The sequence below is a fragment of the Pseudomonas sp. PMCC200344 genome (assembly GCF_030053095.1).
Taxonomy (GTDB): domain Bacteria; phylum Pseudomonadota; class Gammaproteobacteria; order Pseudomonadales; family Pseudomonadaceae; genus Aquipseudomonas; species Aquipseudomonas svalbardensis.
Genome location: NZ_CP125618.1, coordinates 2,292,122 through 2,307,820, shown reverse-complemented (window position 1 = coordinate 2,307,820; position 15,699 = coordinate 2,292,122). Strand labels below are relative to the sequence as shown.

The following is a 15,699-nucleotide window of genomic DNA, read 5'->3' as shown; positions in this document are numbered from 1 at the left end:
AGACAGGAATTGATCAATCGAAGTATGCTTTTTCATGGACTCGCCCTCGCTGTCGTTGGCTGTTTAGACTGCCACCGTGGCGCATTGACGCCTCGGCTTGGGCGAGTCCATCCAATTACAGAGAACAGTGGGAATCAGGCGATGTTGCCCAAGAGTTTTTCCCACTCCTTGTTTTCCTTCTTCGACACGCCGCCCAGCAAGTCGATCGCCTGGCGCAGACGGAAACGGGTCAGGTCCGGACCCAGGATTTCCATCGCATCAAGCACCGACACCGAACTGGCCTGGCCAGTGATCGCGGCAAACATCAGCGGCATGGCGTCGCGCAGCTTCAGTTCCAGGGATTCGACCACCGCTTGAATCGTTGCGGTGATGCTGTCCTTCTCCCACTGGCGCAGGCTTTCCAGCTTCCACAAAATCAACTGCATCAACTGACGCACCTGATCGCCCGACAGCTTCTTGGATTCAAACAGCTTGGCGTCTGGATTCACGCCACCGGCGAAGAAGAAACCGGCCAGCGGTGCTACCTGGCTGAATGTTTCAACCCGACCTTGCACGTGCGGCGCGATCTTCATCATGTATTCCGGGTTCAACGCCCATGTTTGCAGGCGCGAAGCGAACTCTTCCACCGGCAGGTCACGCAACCATTGGCCGTTGAGCCACGACAGTTTCTCGATGTCAAAAATCGGCCCGCCGAGGGAGACGCGGCTCAGGTCGAAGTGGTCGACCATTTCCTGCAGCGAGAACTTCTCGCGCTCGTCCGGCATCGACCAGCCCATGCGACCGAGGTAGTTGAGCATCGCTTCCGGCATGAAACCCATGCGCTCGTAGAACGTCACCGAGGTCGGGTTCTTGCGTTTGGACAGCTTGCTCTTGTCCGGGTTACGCAGCAGCGGCATGTAGCACAGCTCTGGTTGTTCCCAGCCGAAGTATTCGTACAGCAGAATCAGTTTCGGCGCCGACGGCAGCCACTCTTCGCCACGCAGAACGTGGGTGATGCCCATCAGGTGGTCATCGACGACGTTGGCCAGGAAGTACGTCGGCAGGCCGTCGGTCTTCATCAGCACTTGCATGTCCATGCGATCCCAAGGGATCTCGACGTCGCCACGCAGCATGTCCGGCACCACGCAAACGCCTTCGCTCGGCACTTTCATGCGGATCACGTGCGGCTCGCCAGCGGCCAGGCGACGATCGACTTCTTCCTTGGACAGCAACAGCGCACGGCCGTCGTAACGCGGGGTTTCGCCGCGAGCCATTTGTTCGGCGCGCATCTGGTCGAGTTCTTCGGCGGTGCAGAAGCACGGGAAAGCGTGGCCCATTTCGACCAGTTGCTGGCAGTACTTCTGATAGATGTCGCCACGCTCGCTCTGACGGTAAGGACCGTGCGGGCCGCCAACGTCCGGACCTTCGCTCCAGTCGATACCCAACCAACGCAGGGCGTCGAAAATCTGTTGTTCGGACTCGCGGGTCGAACGCAACTGGTCGGTGTCTTCGATCCGCAGGATGAACTCACCGCCGTGCTGCTTGGCAAAGCAGTAGTTGAACAAAGCGATGTAAGCGGTACCTACGTGGGGATCCCCGGTAGGCGATGGCGCGATGCGAGTGCGGACGGTGGTCATGGCAAGTCTCGAAATGAAGATAAAACAAAGGGCGAATGGTAACAGGCGTTGCCCGCCCGGCTCCAGTGAACAGGGCATTTAAGCCAAGGTTGCGTCTACAACGCGCTCTAGCCTTGGTGAATGGCCGATTATCAGCCGATGGCATCTACCCATCATTCGCTGTATGCCAGATTTGACCCGCCGAAATGGCTGTGCGCGCTGGGTCTCGGGCTATTTGGATTGGCGAGTTTTTCATCGGGGGGGTTGAACCCGGACTTCGCCGGGCCGCAGTTCAATCAAATCCAGATCATCCGCGCGCTGAGCCAGCCGCTGATCATGGTGACCATCTCGTTGATCGCCACGACCCTGATTGTGCCGACCAACCCGCAGGTGGCCGAGCGCATGGCGTCGCTGACGGATCGGTTTGGCAGTGAGACGGCAGCGCTGGGCAAGCTCAGTGAAATTGCGCATCAGCAGGCGTCGATCATGGCTTACAACGATGCGTTTCACTTTGTCGGGATTGCGCTGGGGATCAGCATGTTGGCGGTGTTGCTGACCAAGGCGCTGCCGGCGGGATTGAAGGTTGGCGAGGCACATTGAGACCGAGGCGCCCCCATCGTCGGAACGCCGCCCGGACCAAGCTCGCTCCCACAAGGTTCAGCGTGATCCCTGTGGGAGCGAGCTTGCTCCGGGCGGCGATCCGACGATAAGGCCCTGTCAGGCACCACACATCAAACAGTGATCAACCGCTCACGCAACTTGCCAATCTCGTCGCGCATCTGCGCCGCTGCTTCGAACTCCAGGTCGCGGGCGAGTTGGTACATTTTCTCTTCCAGCGCCTTGATGCGCTTGGCGATCTCGCCCGGCGAGCGCAGTTCAGCTTCGTACTTGGCACTTTCCTCGGCGGCCTTGGCCATGCCTTTGCGCTTCTTGCTGCGCGAACCCGGCACGGTGGCGCCTTCCATGATATCGGCAACGTCCTTGAACACGCCCTTGGGCGTAATGCCATTGGCCAGGTTAAAGGCGATCTGCTTGTCGCGACGACGCTCGGTTTCGCCGATCGCCCGCTCCATGGAACCGGTGATGCGATCCGCGTAGAGAATCGCCCGACCATTGAGATTTCGCGCCGCCCGGCCGATGGTCTGGATCAGCGAGCGCTCGGAACGCAGGAAGCCTTCCTTGTCCGCGTCGAGGATCGCCACCAGTGAGACTTCCGGCATGTCGAGACCTTCACGCAGCAGGTTGATCCCCACCAGCACATCGAAGGTGCCCAAACGCAGATCGCGGATGATTTCGACCCGCTCCACCGTGTCGATGTCCGAGTGCAGATAACGCACCCGTACGCCGTGGTCCGCCAGGTAATCGGTCAAGTCTTCGGACATGCGCTTGGTCAGCGTGGTGACCAGCACCCGCTCTTCCAGCGCCACACGCTTGCCGATTTCCGAGAGCAGATCGTCGACCTGGGTCAACGCCGGGCGGATTTCGATTTGCGGGTCTACAAGGCCTGTCGGGCGGACCAGTTGCTCGACCACGCGACCGGCGTGTTCCGCCTCGTAATTACCCGGTGTGGCCGAGACAAAAATCGTCTGCGGGCTGATGTTTTCGAACTCGTCGAAGCGCATCGGCCGGTTATCCAGGGCGGACGGCAGACGGAAACCGTATTCCACCAACGTCTCTTTACGCGAACGGTCGCCCTTATACATGGCGCCGACCTGCGGCACGCTGACGTGGGATTCATCGATCACCAGCAAGGCGTCAGCCGGCAGGTAGTCAAACAACGTCGGTGGTGCCTGGCCGGATTCACGGCCCGACAGGTAGCGCGAGTAGTTTTCGATGCCGTTGCAGTAACCCAGTTCGAGGATCATCTCCAGGTCGAAACGGGTGCGCTGCTCCAGGCGCTGCGCTTCCACCAGTTTGTTGTTGGAACGCAGGTAGTCCAGGCGCTCCTGAAGCTCGACCTTGATGCCTTCGATGGCGCCGAGCAGGGTTTCCCGTGGCGTCACGTAGTGGCTTTTCGGATAGAAGGTGAAGCGCGGCAACTGGCGGATCACTTCGCCGGTCAACGGATCGAAGGCGGAAATCTTCTCGACTTCATCGTCGAAGAGTTCGATACGGATCGCTTCGAAATCGGATTCCGCCGGGTGGATATCGATTACATCGCCGCGGACCCGGAAGGTCGCACGGGCAAACTCCATGTCGTTGCGGGTGTATTGCAAGTCTGCCAAGCGACGCAGCAACGCACGCTGATCGAGCTTGTCGCCGCGATCCACGTGCAGCACCATCTTCAAATAGGTTTCCGGACTGCCCAGACCGTAAATGCACGACACGGTGGTGACGATGATCGCGTCCTTACGCTCCAACAACGCCTTGGTCGCGGACAGTCGCATTTGCTCGATGTGGTCGTTGATCGACGCGTCTTTCTCAATGAACGTGTCCGACGAAGGCACATAAGCTTCGGGCTGGTAGTAGTCGTAGTAGGAAACGAAGTATTCGACCGCGTTGTTCGGGAAGAACGCCTTGAACTCACCGTACAACTGCGCGGCCAGGGTCTTGTTCGGCGCCAGTACCAGGGTCGGACGCTGAATCTGGGCGATCACATTGGCGATGCTGAAGGTCTTGCCCGAGCCGGTCACACCGAGCAACGTCTGGTGCGCCAGCCCGGCTTCGATGCCCTCGACCATCAGGCGGATGGCTTCCGGCTGATCGCCGGCGGGCTCGAAGCGGGTGACTAGCTGGAATTCAGACATGAAATACCTCTCGGTTTTCGAAGCAGGAGTCGCGCCTGTCCGGCCGAACCGGGCAGCAACGGGAAAGACCGCAAACGACCGATGTCGCCCGAGGAAAAAACTGGATTGTGCTCAATGTGGAGCCGATTGCCCTCGCTTTCAAGTCAAACGTCCTACATCGGGTAAAACCTTTGACGATGCCAATCGACTAACGGTCCAGAAATAATCGGAAAAACTTACCGTAAAAGCCGAATCGTCTGTCGCCATCAATCGCAGATGGCCTCTATACTAGCTCCCCGTTTGTGCACCGCTCTAGTGCATTCGGCTGGAGCGCGACACGTCCCTCCACTTTCCATTCAGAGCCGCCGCAAAATGAGCCTGTTCTCCGCTGTCGAAATGGCACCACGTGATCCAATCCTGGGCCTCAACGAAGCATTCAACGCCGACACCCGCACCAACAAGGTCAACCTGGGGGTCGGTGTTTACTGCAACGAGGAGGGGCGAATTCCACTCCTGCGCGCCGTTGTCGAAGCCGAGACGATTCGCGTCGCTCAACACGCTTCCCGTGGCTACTTGCCAATCGACGGCATTGCTGCCTACGACCAGGCCGTACAGAAACTGCTGTTTGGCAATGACTCGCCACTGATCGCCGCTGGCCGCGTCATCACCACCCAAGCCGTTGGCGGTACTGGCGCGCTGAAAATCGGTGCCGACTTCCTCAAGCAACTGCTGCCGAACGCCGTCGTGGCGATCAGCGACCCGAGCTGGGAAAACCACCGCGCGCTGTTCGAAACGGCCGGTTTCCCGGTGCAGAACTATCGCTACTACGACGCCGCGACCCACGACGTGAACCGTGTTGGCTTGCTGGAAGACTTGAACGCCCTGCCGTCCGGCTCCATCGTTGTCCTGCACGCTTGCTGCCATAACCCGACCGGCGTGGACCTGAGCCCGGCGGACTGGAACAACGTCCTGGACGTGGTGAAAGCCAAAGGTCACGTACCGTTCCTCGACATGGCCTACCAGGGCTTTGGCGATGGTATCGACGAAGACGCCGCTGCCGTGCGTCTGTTCGCTGAATCGGGCCTGACCTTCTTCGTCTCCAGCTCGTTCTCCAAATCGTTCTCTCTGTACGGCGAACGCGTGGGCGCCCTGTCGATCGTCAGCGAATCGAAAGAAGAAAGCGCACGCGTGCTGTCGCAGGTCAAACGCGTGATCCGCACCAACTACTCCAACCCGCCGACCCACGGTGCAAGCATTGTCGCCGCTGTACTGAACAGCCCGGAACTGCGCGCTCAGTGGGAAGAAGAACTGGCTGAAATGCGTCTGCGGATTCGCGGCATGCGCATCCAGATGGTTGAGCAGCTGGCGAAGCAAGCTCCACAGCGTGACTTCAGCTTCGTCGGTCGTCAGCGCGGCATGTTCTCCTACTCCGGCCTGACGGTTGAGCAAGTGACCCGCCTGCGCAGCGAGTTCGGCATCTATGCACTGGACACCGGCCGCATCTGCGTGGCCGCGTTGAACCAGAGCAACATCGACGTTGTGACCAAGGCCATCGTTGCGGTGATCTGAGTCGTCGAGTGGTAAAAAAAACGGGAAGCCCTTGGGCTTCCCGTTTTACTTGCCTCAGATAGTTCCCAGCGCAGCGAACGACCGCTTTAGACTGCACGCAGATCAAATGTGGGAGCGAGCCTGCTCGCGAAGGCGTCGTATCAGCCAACATCAATGTTGAATGCAATACCCCTTCGCGAGCAGGCTCGCTCCCACAGGTTTTGTGTACACCCGAGAATTCTGACGAGAGCCAACATGAAAAACGATGACCTACGCGCCGACCGCGATGAGCTGGACCACTTCGTGCCCCGCACCCCGGCCAAACGCAGTAACAACCTGGTAATGCAAGTCGCTGCCGGCGTGTTTCTCGGCGGCCTGGCCTTGTGGCTAGTGCAGCTGGCCGCAACGATGTTGTACGCCAAACTGATGCTCGCCACCGTCACCTTTGGCGGTTAGGCCAGTTCGGTTGCGCGCTGGCTGGCAGCGTCGTCATAGGCGACGTAGAGCGATTCGGCGACCTGGCTTTTGATGGCCTTGGTGCTTTCCAGACCCAGGACAAAACCTTCGGCCTTGCCACCGGCACGGTTCAATTCGTCAGCGGTGCTGGCCTGAGTGATTGCGTCGAACAGTTTTTCGGCGTGAGGGCCGACACCTTTGGGCAGGCTGATCTGAGCGATGCTCATGCGAACACCCCGTTGTGGCGAAGTGTGGTGGTTGGGTGATTCATGGCGCGTACCTTTTCGGCGAATGGCCGGCAGCGCGTGTAACCACTTCCGGGCCGCCATGGTAGACCTCTGAGGCGATTCTGGTAACCGCCCACGGTCGATAAACCACCGTCCGTCCCCATGAACCCATCAAACTGCTAACAGGTGCTTGACTTCTCTTTTTGAATCAGTAACATACGCGCCATTCCGCGATAGCTCAGTTGGTAGAGCAAGTGACTGTTAATCACTGGGTCCCTGGTTCGAGTCCAGGTCGTGGAGCCAGACAGCAATATCGAAAAGCCCCTGAATCGAAAGGTTCAGGGGCTTTTTTGTGGCTCTTCATAAAGTCAAAAGATCGCAGCCTGCGGCAGTTCCTACATGGGAATCGCGTACACCCGTGATTCATCGGGCGAACACAAATTCTGTAAGAGCTGCCGCAGGCTGCGATCTTTTAATCCTCCGGCTATAAACTGTCAGACATGCTCACTGCTTTTCGCATGGCTGGGGTGGTGCTCGTCTGATGCATGGGCCACCTCCACCACTGGAATCTCATTCCCGTCGCAGTCACGCAGTTTGCCTTCGCTGAAATAATCCCCTTCGCGCAACGCTGCCAGATCCTGATAGCGCAGGACGCGTTCAGTGCCAGCCGCGAACACCGACTGCTGATCGGAGTTACCGGCAGTGAGGTGGTTGAAGGTCAGGTTCAGCACGATGGCCATGATCGCCGAGGAGCTGATGCCCGAGTGGAAGATCGTGGCGAACCAGCTTGGGAAGTGGTCGTAGAAGCTCGGCGCAGCGATGGGGATCATGCCGAAGCCGATGGAGGTGGCGACGATAATCAGGTTGACGTTGTTGCGGTAGTCGACCTTGGACAGCGTACGAATACCGCTGGCCGCGACGGTGCCGAACAGCACGATACCGGCGCCGCCGAGGACAGAAGTCGGTACAGCGGCGATGACGCGGCCCATAAACGGCAGCAACCCGAGGATCACCAGAAACAAACCGCCGGTAGCCACCACGAAACGGCTCTTGATGCCGGTCACCGCCACCAGCCCGACGTTCTGGGCGAAGGCACTTTGGGTAAAGGAACCGAAGATCGGCGCGATCATGCTCGACAGCATGTCGGCACGCAGGCCGTTGCCCAGGCGTTTGGAGTCGACCTTGGTGTCGATGATTTCACCCACCGCCAGGATGTCGGCCGAGGTTTCCACCAGAGTCACCATGACCACGATGCACATCGACAGGATCGCGGCGAAGTGGAAGGTCGGCATGCCGAAATGGAAGGGTGTCGGGAAGCCGAACATCGGGCCCTGGGTGACGGACGAGAAATCCGCCATGCCAAGGAACACCGCGATCACCGTACCGATGACCATGGCCAACAGGATCGACAACCGGGAGATGGTCGCGCTGCCGATCTTGCTCAACAGCAGAACCAGCATCAGCGTCACTGCCGCCAGACCGATGTTCGCCATGCTGCCGAAGTCCGGGGCATGGCTGTTACCACCCATGGCCCAGCGTGCAGCGACTGGCATCAGCGTCAGGCCGATGGTGGTGATCACAATGCCCGTGACCAGCGGCGGGAAAAACTTGGTGATTCGCGAGAACACCGGCGTGATCAGCAGGCCAATCAACGACGCGGCAATCACCGCCCCGAGAATCGATTGAAACCCGCCCTCCCCGCCACTGCTGACAATCGCAACCATCGTCGCGACACCAGAGAACGACACGCCCTGTACCAGCGGCAATTGGCAGCCGAAAAACGGTAAGCCCAGGGTTTGCAGCAATGTCGCCAGCCCCCCTGCAAACAATGAAGCAGCAATCAACAAACCGATGTCCGCTGGCGAGAGCCCGGCCGCTTGGCCGATGATCAAGGGCACCGCAACGATGCCGCCGTACATGGTCAGAACGTGTTGCAGGCCGTAAGCCATATTCGCGCCGACCCCGAGATTTTCATCCTCAGGCCGTTGGTGTGAAACATGGGGCGTTTTCATGGTTTGGGGGGTTCCCTGGTTTTTGTTGTGCGCACACTGTATGCAAGACTCAGGACAAATGTCTATAGAGTTGTATACAACTAATCAGTCAGATTATGGACACATGGCCATTTCACACCTGAGACTTGCGCCGCACCTTCCCTGATATGAAGCCAAAACCTCCCGGCAACATGACGCAAGGCAAGACGTGCACTACTTTGATAGAGGTACGCTCTTACTGAGTCCACGATAGGAAATCGACATGAGCAAGGCTGACCAACTCGCCGCGAAACTGAAGCAGACCCAGCAGTCCAGCGCCGACGAGACACTCTGTGCAGATCACCAAATAGACAGCTGGCCTGCGCAGGTTTACGAGCTGTACCACCTCATCGAAACCTGGCTGGCGCCGCTCAGCGAAGCCGGGCTGAACATCCGGCGAGTGCCTACGCACGTCTTCGAGTGTCATCCTGACGGTGCGACCTACGACTACGCCATCGACCAGTTACTGATTGAAGGCAATCACCACAGCATCACCTTCGACCCCATCGCTCGTTTCACTGAGGATGGTGCCGGGCGGGTCGAGATCCGCCCCCTAGGAAAGGCACTCTCGATGCTGCGAACCGTGAGCGAACACGGCGAGACGCAGTGGTGGCTGCAAGCGATCGATCAATCCGGGCAACAACCGGATGCGATCGCCATGACCGAAGACACTCTGCTTTCGGTGGTGCAGGAGGGGCTGGAGCTGTGAGGTTCAGGGCTGTTGAATCAGCCCTTCAATAACCCGACGCAACGCCGCCTCCCGTGGCACCCGAATACCGAACTCGCTGCGCAACACATCCATCAATTCATCCACATCCGTCACTTGCCGCCGCTCAGTCTCACTGCCGATCCGATGAATCGCAAAACTGCCGTTGTTAAGCGTGCGGCGCCACCCTTCGCCGGTGCGCGCCACCATCAACTGCCTGGCGAACGACGATTCGGGATGGGTCGAGACGTACCAGTTGCCGACGGCGTAATCGATGTCTTCCTGGCGCTGCAAATCGAAAATGTACATCGCCCGCCATTCGCCGGCGACGTTGGCCCGCAGGGTGTAGCCATCCTCGTGCTGCTCGATGCGATAGGGTTCGTGAGGTGTGAACTGTTCAGCCGGGGTATCGAGCACCAGCGGTGCGGTGGGCACCATGCCGCCGAAGCCGACGTCGGTGATGTAGCGCACGCCGTCCAGGGTCACCAGGCTCAAGCGGTGTGTACGGGCGGTCCATGCGCCTTCGGGTTGGCCCATGACCACTCGGCCGGAAATGCCGCGAGCATCGAAGCCCAGTGCCTGGAGCAAGGCCAGGAACAGGTTGTTGAGTTCGTAGCAGTAACCGCCGCGACCGTCGTGCAGAACCTTTTGTTCGATGGACGGCAGATCGATGAGCACCGGCTGCCCCGACAACGTGCTGAGGTTTTCGAACGGGAAGACGCCGGTGTGGCGCAGTTGAAGTTGGCGCAGGGTTTCCAGGGTCGGCGCCGGAGGCGCGTCGAAGCCCAGGCGCTGCAGGTACAACGCAAGATTACTCAGGTGTGGCTCGCTCATCGCTCAGTCCTTATGCATGGGGCCGGATTTCTCCGCCGATGGGCGCCATGTATAAGGGATAAAGCGGCTTGACTGACAATTGATTTAGCCAATCGCCACACACTTCAATCTCAACGCCGCTTGCGCGAACTCAACCGAATCCACGTCGGCGCATGATCACTCGCGTGGGGCTCATTGCGAACCCAGGCATCGACTCCGGCCCCCAGCAGATAAGGGCTCAGCGCCGTGTTAAGCAACAGATGATCGATGCGCAGCCCTGAGTTCTTTTGCCAGTGCTGGCGAAAATAATCCCAGAAGGTATAGAGCCGATCCTCCGGATACAGATGGCGCAAGGAATCGGTCCAGCCCTGGGCCAGCAAGCGCTGATAACACTCGCGGCTTTCAGGTTGCAGCAACGCATCCTTCAGCCAGGATCGCGGGTTGTAGATGTCCAGGTCGGTGGGCACCACGTTGTAGTCACCGGCCAGCACCACGGGATGCTCACTGGCCTGAAGCGTCTGCGCGTAATGGATCAGTCGTTCGAACCACGCCAGCTTGTAATCGAACTTCGGCCCCGGCTGCGGGTTGCCGTTGGGCAGGTACAGGCAGCCCACCAGGATCCCGTGCACGGCGGCCTCCAAATATCGACTATGGGTGTCGCTGTCATCACCCGGCAGACCTCGACGACTCTCCAGCGGCTGCGCATCCCGCGCCAGAATCGCCACGCCGTTCCACGAAGACTGGCCTTGCCAGATCGCGCCGTAGCCAGCGGCCTCAAGCTCGGTGGCCGGGAATGCACTGTCATCCGACTTGAGTTCCTGCAAACAGGCGATGTCTGGCTGCTCTCGCTCAAGCCAGGCCAGCAAGTTGGGCATTCGGGCGCGCATGCCGTTGACGTTGAATGTCGCGATTTTCAGGTTCTTCATGTTCCAACGCTCGCAACGCAGGATCGATGTCCAGTTGTGACCGGGGGCACGCCCCGGCAGTTGCCTCTATGAGCGAGACAGGCGACTAAAGGCACGCCCCTACACTGGAAACTCGTCATGCGACGCCTTGAGCAATGGCAGTAACGCCTGCTTTTCCATAGGCCGACTCAAGTAGAAACCCTGCACTTCATTGCACTGGTCCGAGACCAGGAAGTCCAGTTGCTCCAGGGTCTCGACGCCCTCTGCCGTCACGGTCAGGCCCATGGCTTTGCCCAGGTTGATGATCGCCTGCACCACGGCGCGGTCATTGCCGCCGCCGCTCATGGACGAGATGAAACGCTTGTCGATCTTGATCCCGTCGAACGGGTACGTGCGCAAGTAACCCAGGGACGAATAGCCGGTACCGAAGTCGTCCATGTTCAACCGCACGCCCAGTTCCTTGAGCGCATTCATGGTCGCCAACGCGCCCTCCACATCGATGAGCATCACGTTTTCGGTGATTTCCAGCTCCAGACGACTGGCCGGCAAACGGCTCTGGATCAATGCCTCCCTGACGTCCTCCACCACATCGCTGCGGGCAAATTGAACTGGCGACAAATTGACCGACACCATCAACGCACCGGGCCAGGTCAGGGCCGTTTCACAGGCTTCGCGCAACACCCAGCGCCCCAAAGGCACGATCAGGTCAGTCTGCTCAGCCAAAGGGATAAACTCGTCGGGGCTCAGCAGCCCCTGTTCCGGATGCTGCCAGCGCAGCAACGCTTCCACCGAAACCACCTGCTTGCCGCCCATGTTGTAGCGCGGCTGGTAATGCAGCACGAACTCGTTGTTCTTGATCGCCCGGCGCAGGTCGTTTTCCAGTTGCCGACGGTGCTGGATCTGATCGTTCATGTGCGGCGCAAAGTAGCACCAGGTCTTCTTGCCGTCGGATTTAGCCTGATACAGCGCAATGTCGGCACACCGGATCAGCTCATTGGGAATGTGCCCCTGACGCCGACTCAAGGCGACACCGATGCTCGCGCCGATGTGCAGCGTGTGGTGCTCGTAATGAATCGGCTGCTGCAAGCTCTCGAGCAAACGCTCGCAGAACCGGTCGATTTCGGCGTGGCTGTCCATGCCGTTGAGCACCAGCACAAACTCATCACCACCGAGCCGGGCGACCAGATCAATGTCCCGCGTGCACTCGCGCAATCGGGTGGCCACTTCCAGCAGCACAGCGTCGCCGGCCGGGTGGCCAAGGGAATCGTTGATCGGCTTGAAGTTATCCAGATCGATCATCAACAGCGCCAGCGCCGCCGAATGCCCTTTTTGCGCCAGGGCCTCGTCGAGGAAACGCGCCAGTTTGTTGCGATTCGGCAGCCCCGTCAGGGCATCGTGCAACGACAGATGCTGGATCTGGGCATGGGCGGCGACTTCATCGGTGATGTCGCTGGCCGTTCCGCGATAGCCCAGCACCGCGCCCTTGCGATGGATCGGTCGTGCCGAAACCCGGCAAATACGCTGTTGCCCCGACTGATCGCGATAGGAGCAGCGCAAATGGCTGACGGGTTGTTCTTCATTGAGCTTATGCAGCCACAGCGACAAGGGCAGGGTATCGCAATTGAGCAGTTGCCCGATGTCCTGCCCTATCCATTGCTGATCGGAAAAACCGGTGACGGTGGCGAAACGTCCTGACAGATAAGAGATGCAATGCTTGTCGTCGATTTCCCAGATCCAGTCGGAAGCGGCCTCAGCCACGGCACGAAAACGTTCTTCACTGGCCTCCAGCGCCTGGTTCGATAAATCGAGGCTGGTGTAGCTGGCATCCACATGCCCGGACGTGCGTAAGACATACCGGAAGAAATAAGCCGTTAACAACGCCAGCACCAACAGCGCGCCGCCCAATGGCGGCAGCAGCGACCAGAGTAACTGATGGCCCGGTTGCTCAAGTCGGGAAACCAGGCTGTAGCCGGTGTCCGCCAGTGCCACGGCTGGCCTGCCGGGCGAGATGGCGTTATCAGGCGTCAGGTTTAAATCATGCAAACCGTAATCGGCGCCCAGGGCGCTGAGCTTGTCAGGGTTTAATTGGTCAACGAACACCAGCACCGAGGTGCTTTGGGGATCGACTGCCGGCCTTTCGTCATTGGGGACGATCGCGGCAGCCGTCAGCAATGCCGGTTTGCCCTCGAACAGCGTGAACTGGCTGACCGGATCAATGAGGCTTTCCTGACGCTGGACTGCCTGTATCAGCGTCGCCATTGATGCCGAAAGATAGGTGGTCGCCGCCTCCTGCACCTGAAGCCCGCGCACCACTGCGTATTTGGTTTGCTGAGGATCGACCACGAAGACGCCATCGTAGTGATCGATGCTGAACAAGGTTTTGCCCAGGTTCTGCTCGACGTAGGCCCATTGCACATCGACCTTGCCGTTCAAATGGTCGTAGGCGGTCGTCCAGTTTGCATAACTGGCGACGTAGTTTTTCGAGGCGGTGATGCGGTTTTCCAGCGCACGCTGGGTGTAGAACGTGGTCTTGGCCAGGTCCTGGGAGTCCAGCCTCCCGGCAATGTTGAACAAGGCCAACAGGGCGATCAGCACACCCAGAACAAACAGCAAGCCGACGACAAACACCAGGTTACGGGTTATCGGCGTATGACGGGGAGCAGCGACAGTGGTAACGGCGGTCATATCCATGCACTTGATCCTGTCAATCGATTGCCTGATCGGGATGCGACGCTCGCAATGCTTTTTTACCAGGGCACTGGCCGAACGTTCATTGACCATAGCAGCCATGCCGGGCCTTGGCGCCTGGATAACGCAAGTCATTGCCGCTAATAAAGAACCGATTACACAACCCTTGCCAATCGACGGCCGCGGCCCTGTAATTGCACGCATCGCCCGCGTACCTTTTGAAGCCGAGAATACCTGCTGATGGACACACTGGAAGGTCAACGAATCGGCCTGCGCCCCCCTACAGTTAAGGATGCTGCAGTACGCCTTCGACACACTGGATTGCGTGCGGGTGCCACCACCGACGAAAACAACCAGAAATCACGTAATGCGGTCCTCAGGCTCGGCGCGCAGCAGGAAGGCATCGTGCGCCACGAACGGATCATGCCGGACGGACGCAAGTGCCCTGCCCTTCACACCAACATCAGGTAACGACTCATCTTGGGAGATGCACCATGATGATCATCAAAATGACTTCGCTGTTACTGGCTGGAGTGCTGTCCGCCTTGTCCGTCGGCACTTTTGCAGCCTCCGGCGATGGTGCTTATGCGACCGGCACCCAATCGGGTTCAATAGGCCGCACGACAATGGCGCCCAACAATAACCTTGGCCAACCCTCGAGCGACCAAAACGCTAACGGCGGCAATATCGGATCGGGCTCGTCGGGTGGCGGAAATGGTGGCAATGCCGGGAACAGCGGCTCTGGCGCGGGGGGTGGCACGGGCGCGGCGGGCGGTGGAACGGGCGGTGCCGGCGGCGGGACGGGCAGTTGGACGCGTAAAAGCAGCCGATGATCGTCAGCTGCTTTTGAGCCTGAAACGCGGTACTAGGCTGGCTTGACCGGTGGCGGGTTCCACTTGCCGTTCAAAACCTCGGGCTTGGGCCCATACAAACGCATGGTCAGATTGAACCTACCCTTCGGCCGTTGACCACACCAGTGAGCGTTGGAACTTTCCACGTCTTCAGCGTCTGCGCGTCTTCGGGCACGGCCTGGAGCGCTGCTTTGATTTCAGGGTCCAGCGCATCCATGTTGAAGGATTTTCCGGGCTCGATACCGATACGCTTCATCTGCGCCAGGATCGGTTGATCGGTGATGTGCGCAGGGTGCACTTTGAGCAATTCGGCGGCGTAGGCGAAGTAGTCGGCTGCCGACATTGAGTCCACCTGGATCTTGGGCGGGGTCTTCATGTCCACGGCCGGGTTAATGTTAACGCTGACCGGCCCGGGGCTTTTAACCAGTCGGGACAGCGGTGTCACGGTATAGCCAGCCTGAATTTTGTGCACGTCCGCGTAGTCCGCAGCGCCATCGGTCTTGGTGCGGCCAATGACCCAGACAAAGGGCGTAGGCGCCGGCAGATGGTTCAGTCCGGCAGGCACCGTCCCGGTCCAGTCAGGCGGTGTCACCAGAAACTGCCCCGCTTGTGTACCCGTGGTGCGCCAGCCCGGTGAGGCGAACACATCGGTCCACATGTCGAGCATCGGCAGCAGGTAAAAACGCCCGGCCGTATCGGGCGCTGCAATCACCAGCGGTTCTTGGGTCAAGTCCAGCCAGGCAATGGAATACAAGGTGTCGAAGTTCGAGCGCACCACCCCTTTGAAATCGGCAGGTGGATACTGCGGCACGCTGACAAACATATTCATCGGACCTTTGCCGAATTCCTTACCCGATTCGATGTTGGTGAATTGCTTGCGGGTGATGTCCATGGTCAACAGCGGGTACAAATAAAGGTAGGCATCCACGCCGATGGCGTGTGCTTCTTCGGCTGTGACTTTCGATTGAGCGTGGCTCGCGAGCGGAAAGATGGCGCAGGCTGCAACGGTTAGAGCAACGGCTGCCAATGCTTGAGTAATCAACATTTTGACGATCATCCGTGCGGTGGGGGGACCTGCCGGGATCGGCAGCGTTACCGCAACTCTAGACGATCAATTGAAGGGGATCTGACAGGCAGACAGCCGGCGGGCCAGG

12 protein-coding genes, 1 tRNA gene and 3 pseudogenes are annotated in these 15,699 nt (G+C 59.2%); 8 read left to right on the top strand and 8 right to left on the bottom strand.

The features are described from left to right. Positions 1 to 134: 134 nt before the first annotated feature. A complete protein-coding gene (gene gltX / locus QFW87_RS10340; RefSeq protein ID WP_283183830.1) occupies positions 135 to 1,616 on the bottom strand; it encodes a glutamate--tRNA ligase in 1,482 nt (493 codons plus the stop codon). Between the two features lie 168 nt (positions 1,617 to 1,784). On the opposite strand from gltX, the pseudogene QFW87_RS10335 reads away from it, so the two are divergent. Next, a pseudogene (locus QFW87_RS10335) lies at positions 1,785 to 2,195 on the top strand (EmrB/QacA family drug resistance transporter); the annotation flags it as partial. A gap of 131 nt (positions 2,196 to 2,326) precedes the next feature. Here QFW87_RS10335 and uvrB read toward each other — a convergent pair. Further along, positions 2,327 to 4,342, bottom strand: a complete 2,016-nt coding sequence (gene uvrB, locus QFW87_RS10330) for an excinuclease ABC subunit UvrB (protein WP_283190435.1) — start codon at positions 4,340 to 4,342, stop codon at positions 2,327 to 2,329. 351 nt (positions 4,343 to 4,693) lie between these two features. Here uvrB and QFW87_RS10325 point away from each other — a divergent pair, with 351 nt between their 5' ends. Together QFW87_RS10325 and QFW87_RS10320 are read left to right on the top strand one after the other, a co-directional pair. Next, positions 4,694 to 5,890 (top strand): amino acid aminotransferase, encoded by a 1,197-nt coding sequence (locus QFW87_RS10325; protein WP_046047749.1) that lies wholly within the window; start codon positions 4,694 to 4,696, stop codon positions 5,888 to 5,890. A gap of 234 nt (positions 5,891 to 6,124) precedes the next feature. Further along, positions 6,125 to 6,325: a hypothetical protein gene (locus tag QFW87_RS10320; protein WP_095128607.1), complete on the top strand. Its 201-nt coding sequence runs from the start codon at positions 6,125 to 6,127 to the stop codon at positions 6,323 to 6,325. On the opposite strand, the gene QFW87_RS10315 is transcribed toward QFW87_RS10320, so the two are convergent. Then, complete coding sequence (locus QFW87_RS10315; protein WP_008007186.1) at positions 6,322 to 6,552, bottom strand: hypothetical protein; 231 nt, start codon at positions 6,550 to 6,552, stop codon at positions 6,322 to 6,324. The genes QFW87_RS10320 and QFW87_RS10315 overlap by 4 nt on opposite strands. 227 nt (positions 6,553 to 6,779) lie before the next feature. Here QFW87_RS10315 and QFW87_RS10310 point away from each other — a divergent pair. Next, positions 6,780 to 6,855 (top strand) — tRNA-Asn (locus tag QFW87_RS10310). A 191-nt stretch (positions 6,856 to 7,046) separates the two neighbouring features. Here QFW87_RS10310 and QFW87_RS10305 read toward each other — a convergent pair. Continuing rightward, positions 7,047 to 8,564, bottom strand: coding sequence for a nucleobase:cation symporter-2 family protein (locus QFW87_RS10305; RefSeq protein ID WP_283190434.1), 1,518 nt, complete (start codon positions 8,562 to 8,564; stop codon positions 7,047 to 7,049). Positions 8,565 to 8,805: 241 nt separating this feature from the next. On the opposite strand from QFW87_RS10305, the gene QFW87_RS10300 reads away from it, so the two are divergent. Continuing rightward, positions 8,806 to 9,291, top strand: coding sequence for a hypothetical protein (locus tag QFW87_RS10300; protein ID WP_283190433.1), 486 nt, complete (start codon positions 8,806 to 8,808; stop codon positions 9,289 to 9,291). A gap of 3 nt (positions 9,292 to 9,294) precedes the next feature. Here QFW87_RS10300 and QFW87_RS10295 read toward each other — a convergent pair whose 3' ends face one another. The 3 genes from QFW87_RS10295 to QFW87_RS10285 all read right to left on the bottom strand — a co-directional run bounded on the left by QFW87_RS10295 (position 9,295) and on the right by QFW87_RS10285 (position 13,697). Beyond that, entirely contained in the window at positions 9,295 to 10,122 is an 828-nt protein-coding gene (locus QFW87_RS10295; RefSeq protein ID WP_283190432.1) for an arylamine N-acetyltransferase, read from the bottom strand. A gap of 110 nt (positions 10,123 to 10,232) precedes the next feature. Further along, complete coding sequence (locus QFW87_RS10290) at positions 10,233 to 11,027, bottom strand: exodeoxyribonuclease III (RefSeq protein ID WP_283190431.1); 795 nt, start codon at positions 11,025 to 11,027, stop codon at positions 10,233 to 10,235. A gap of 99 nt (positions 11,028 to 11,126) precedes the next feature. Further along, positions 11,127 to 13,697 (bottom strand): EAL domain-containing protein, encoded by a 2,571-nt coding sequence (locus QFW87_RS10285; protein WP_283190430.1) that lies wholly within the window; start codon positions 13,695 to 13,697, stop codon positions 11,127 to 11,129. On the opposite strand from QFW87_RS10285, the gene QFW87_RS10280 reads away from it, so the two are divergent. From QFW87_RS10280 to QFW87_RS10270, 3 genes and pseudogenes are all read left to right on the top strand, one after another. Further along, entirely contained in the window at positions 13,696 to 13,935 is a 240-nt protein-coding gene (locus QFW87_RS10280) for a hypothetical protein (protein ID WP_283190429.1), read from the top strand. The genes QFW87_RS10285 and QFW87_RS10280 overlap by 2 nt on opposite strands. A 51-nt stretch (positions 13,936 to 13,986) precedes the next feature. Next, positions 13,987 to 14,135, top strand: a pseudogene (locus tag QFW87_RS10275) (GNAT family protein); the annotation flags it as partial. Between the two features lie 53 nt (positions 14,136 to 14,188). After that, entirely contained in the window at positions 14,189 to 14,527 is a 339-nt protein-coding gene (locus QFW87_RS10270; RefSeq protein ID WP_283190428.1) for a hypothetical protein, read from the top strand. A 32-nt stretch (positions 14,528 to 14,559) separates the two neighbouring features. Here the strand turns inward: QFW87_RS10270 and QFW87_RS10265 are convergent. After that, positions 14,560 to 15,590: pseudogene (locus QFW87_RS10265) on the bottom strand (DUF1254 domain-containing protein). Between the last annotated feature and the right edge of the window lie 109 nt (positions 15,591 to 15,699).

What these genes read in the sequence shown, in the direction of transcription:
- uvrB (WP_283190435.1), bottom strand. Translation starts at nt 4,342, where the DNA reads ATGTCTGAATTCCAGCTAGTCACCCGCTTCGAGCCCGCCGGCGATCAG.
- QFW87_RS10280 (WP_283190429.1), top strand. Translation starts at nt 13,696, where the DNA reads ATGCACTTGATCCTGTCAATCGATTGCCTGATCGGGATGCGACGCTCG.
- QFW87_RS10295 (WP_283190432.1), bottom strand. Translation starts at nt 10,122, where the DNA reads ATGAGCGAGCCACACCTGAGTAATCTTGCGTTGTACCTGCAGCGCCTG.
- QFW87_RS10270 (WP_283190428.1), top strand. Translation starts at nt 14,189, where the DNA reads ATGATGATCATCAAAATGACTTCGCTGTTACTGGCTGGAGTGCTGTCC.
- QFW87_RS10290 (WP_283190431.1), bottom strand. Translation starts at nt 11,027, where the DNA reads ATGAAGAACCTGAAAATCGCGACATTCAACGTCAACGGCATGCGCGCC.
- gltX (WP_283183830.1), bottom strand. Translation starts at nt 1,616, where the DNA reads ATGACCACCGTCCGCACTCGCATCGCGCCATCGCCTACCGGGGATCCC.
- QFW87_RS10320 (WP_095128607.1), top strand. Translation starts at nt 6,125, where the DNA reads ATGAAAAACGATGACCTACGCGCCGACCGCGATGAGCTGGACCACTTC.
- QFW87_RS10300 (WP_283190433.1), top strand. Translation starts at nt 8,806, where the DNA reads ATGAGCAAGGCTGACCAACTCGCCGCGAAACTGAAGCAGACCCAGCAG.
- QFW87_RS10315 (WP_008007186.1), bottom strand. Translation starts at nt 6,552, where the DNA reads ATGAGCATCGCTCAGATCAGCCTGCCCAAAGGTGTCGGCCCTCACGCC.
- QFW87_RS10285 (WP_283190430.1), bottom strand. Translation starts at nt 13,697, where the DNA reads ATGGATATGACCGCCGTTACCACTGTCGCTGCTCCCCGTCATACGCCG.
- QFW87_RS10305 (WP_283190434.1), bottom strand. Translation starts at nt 8,564, where the DNA reads ATGAAAACGCCCCATGTTTCACACCAACGGCCTGAGGATGAAAATCTC.
- QFW87_RS10325 (WP_046047749.1), top strand. Translation starts at nt 4,694, where the DNA reads ATGAGCCTGTTCTCCGCTGTCGAAATGGCACCACGTGATCCAATCCTG.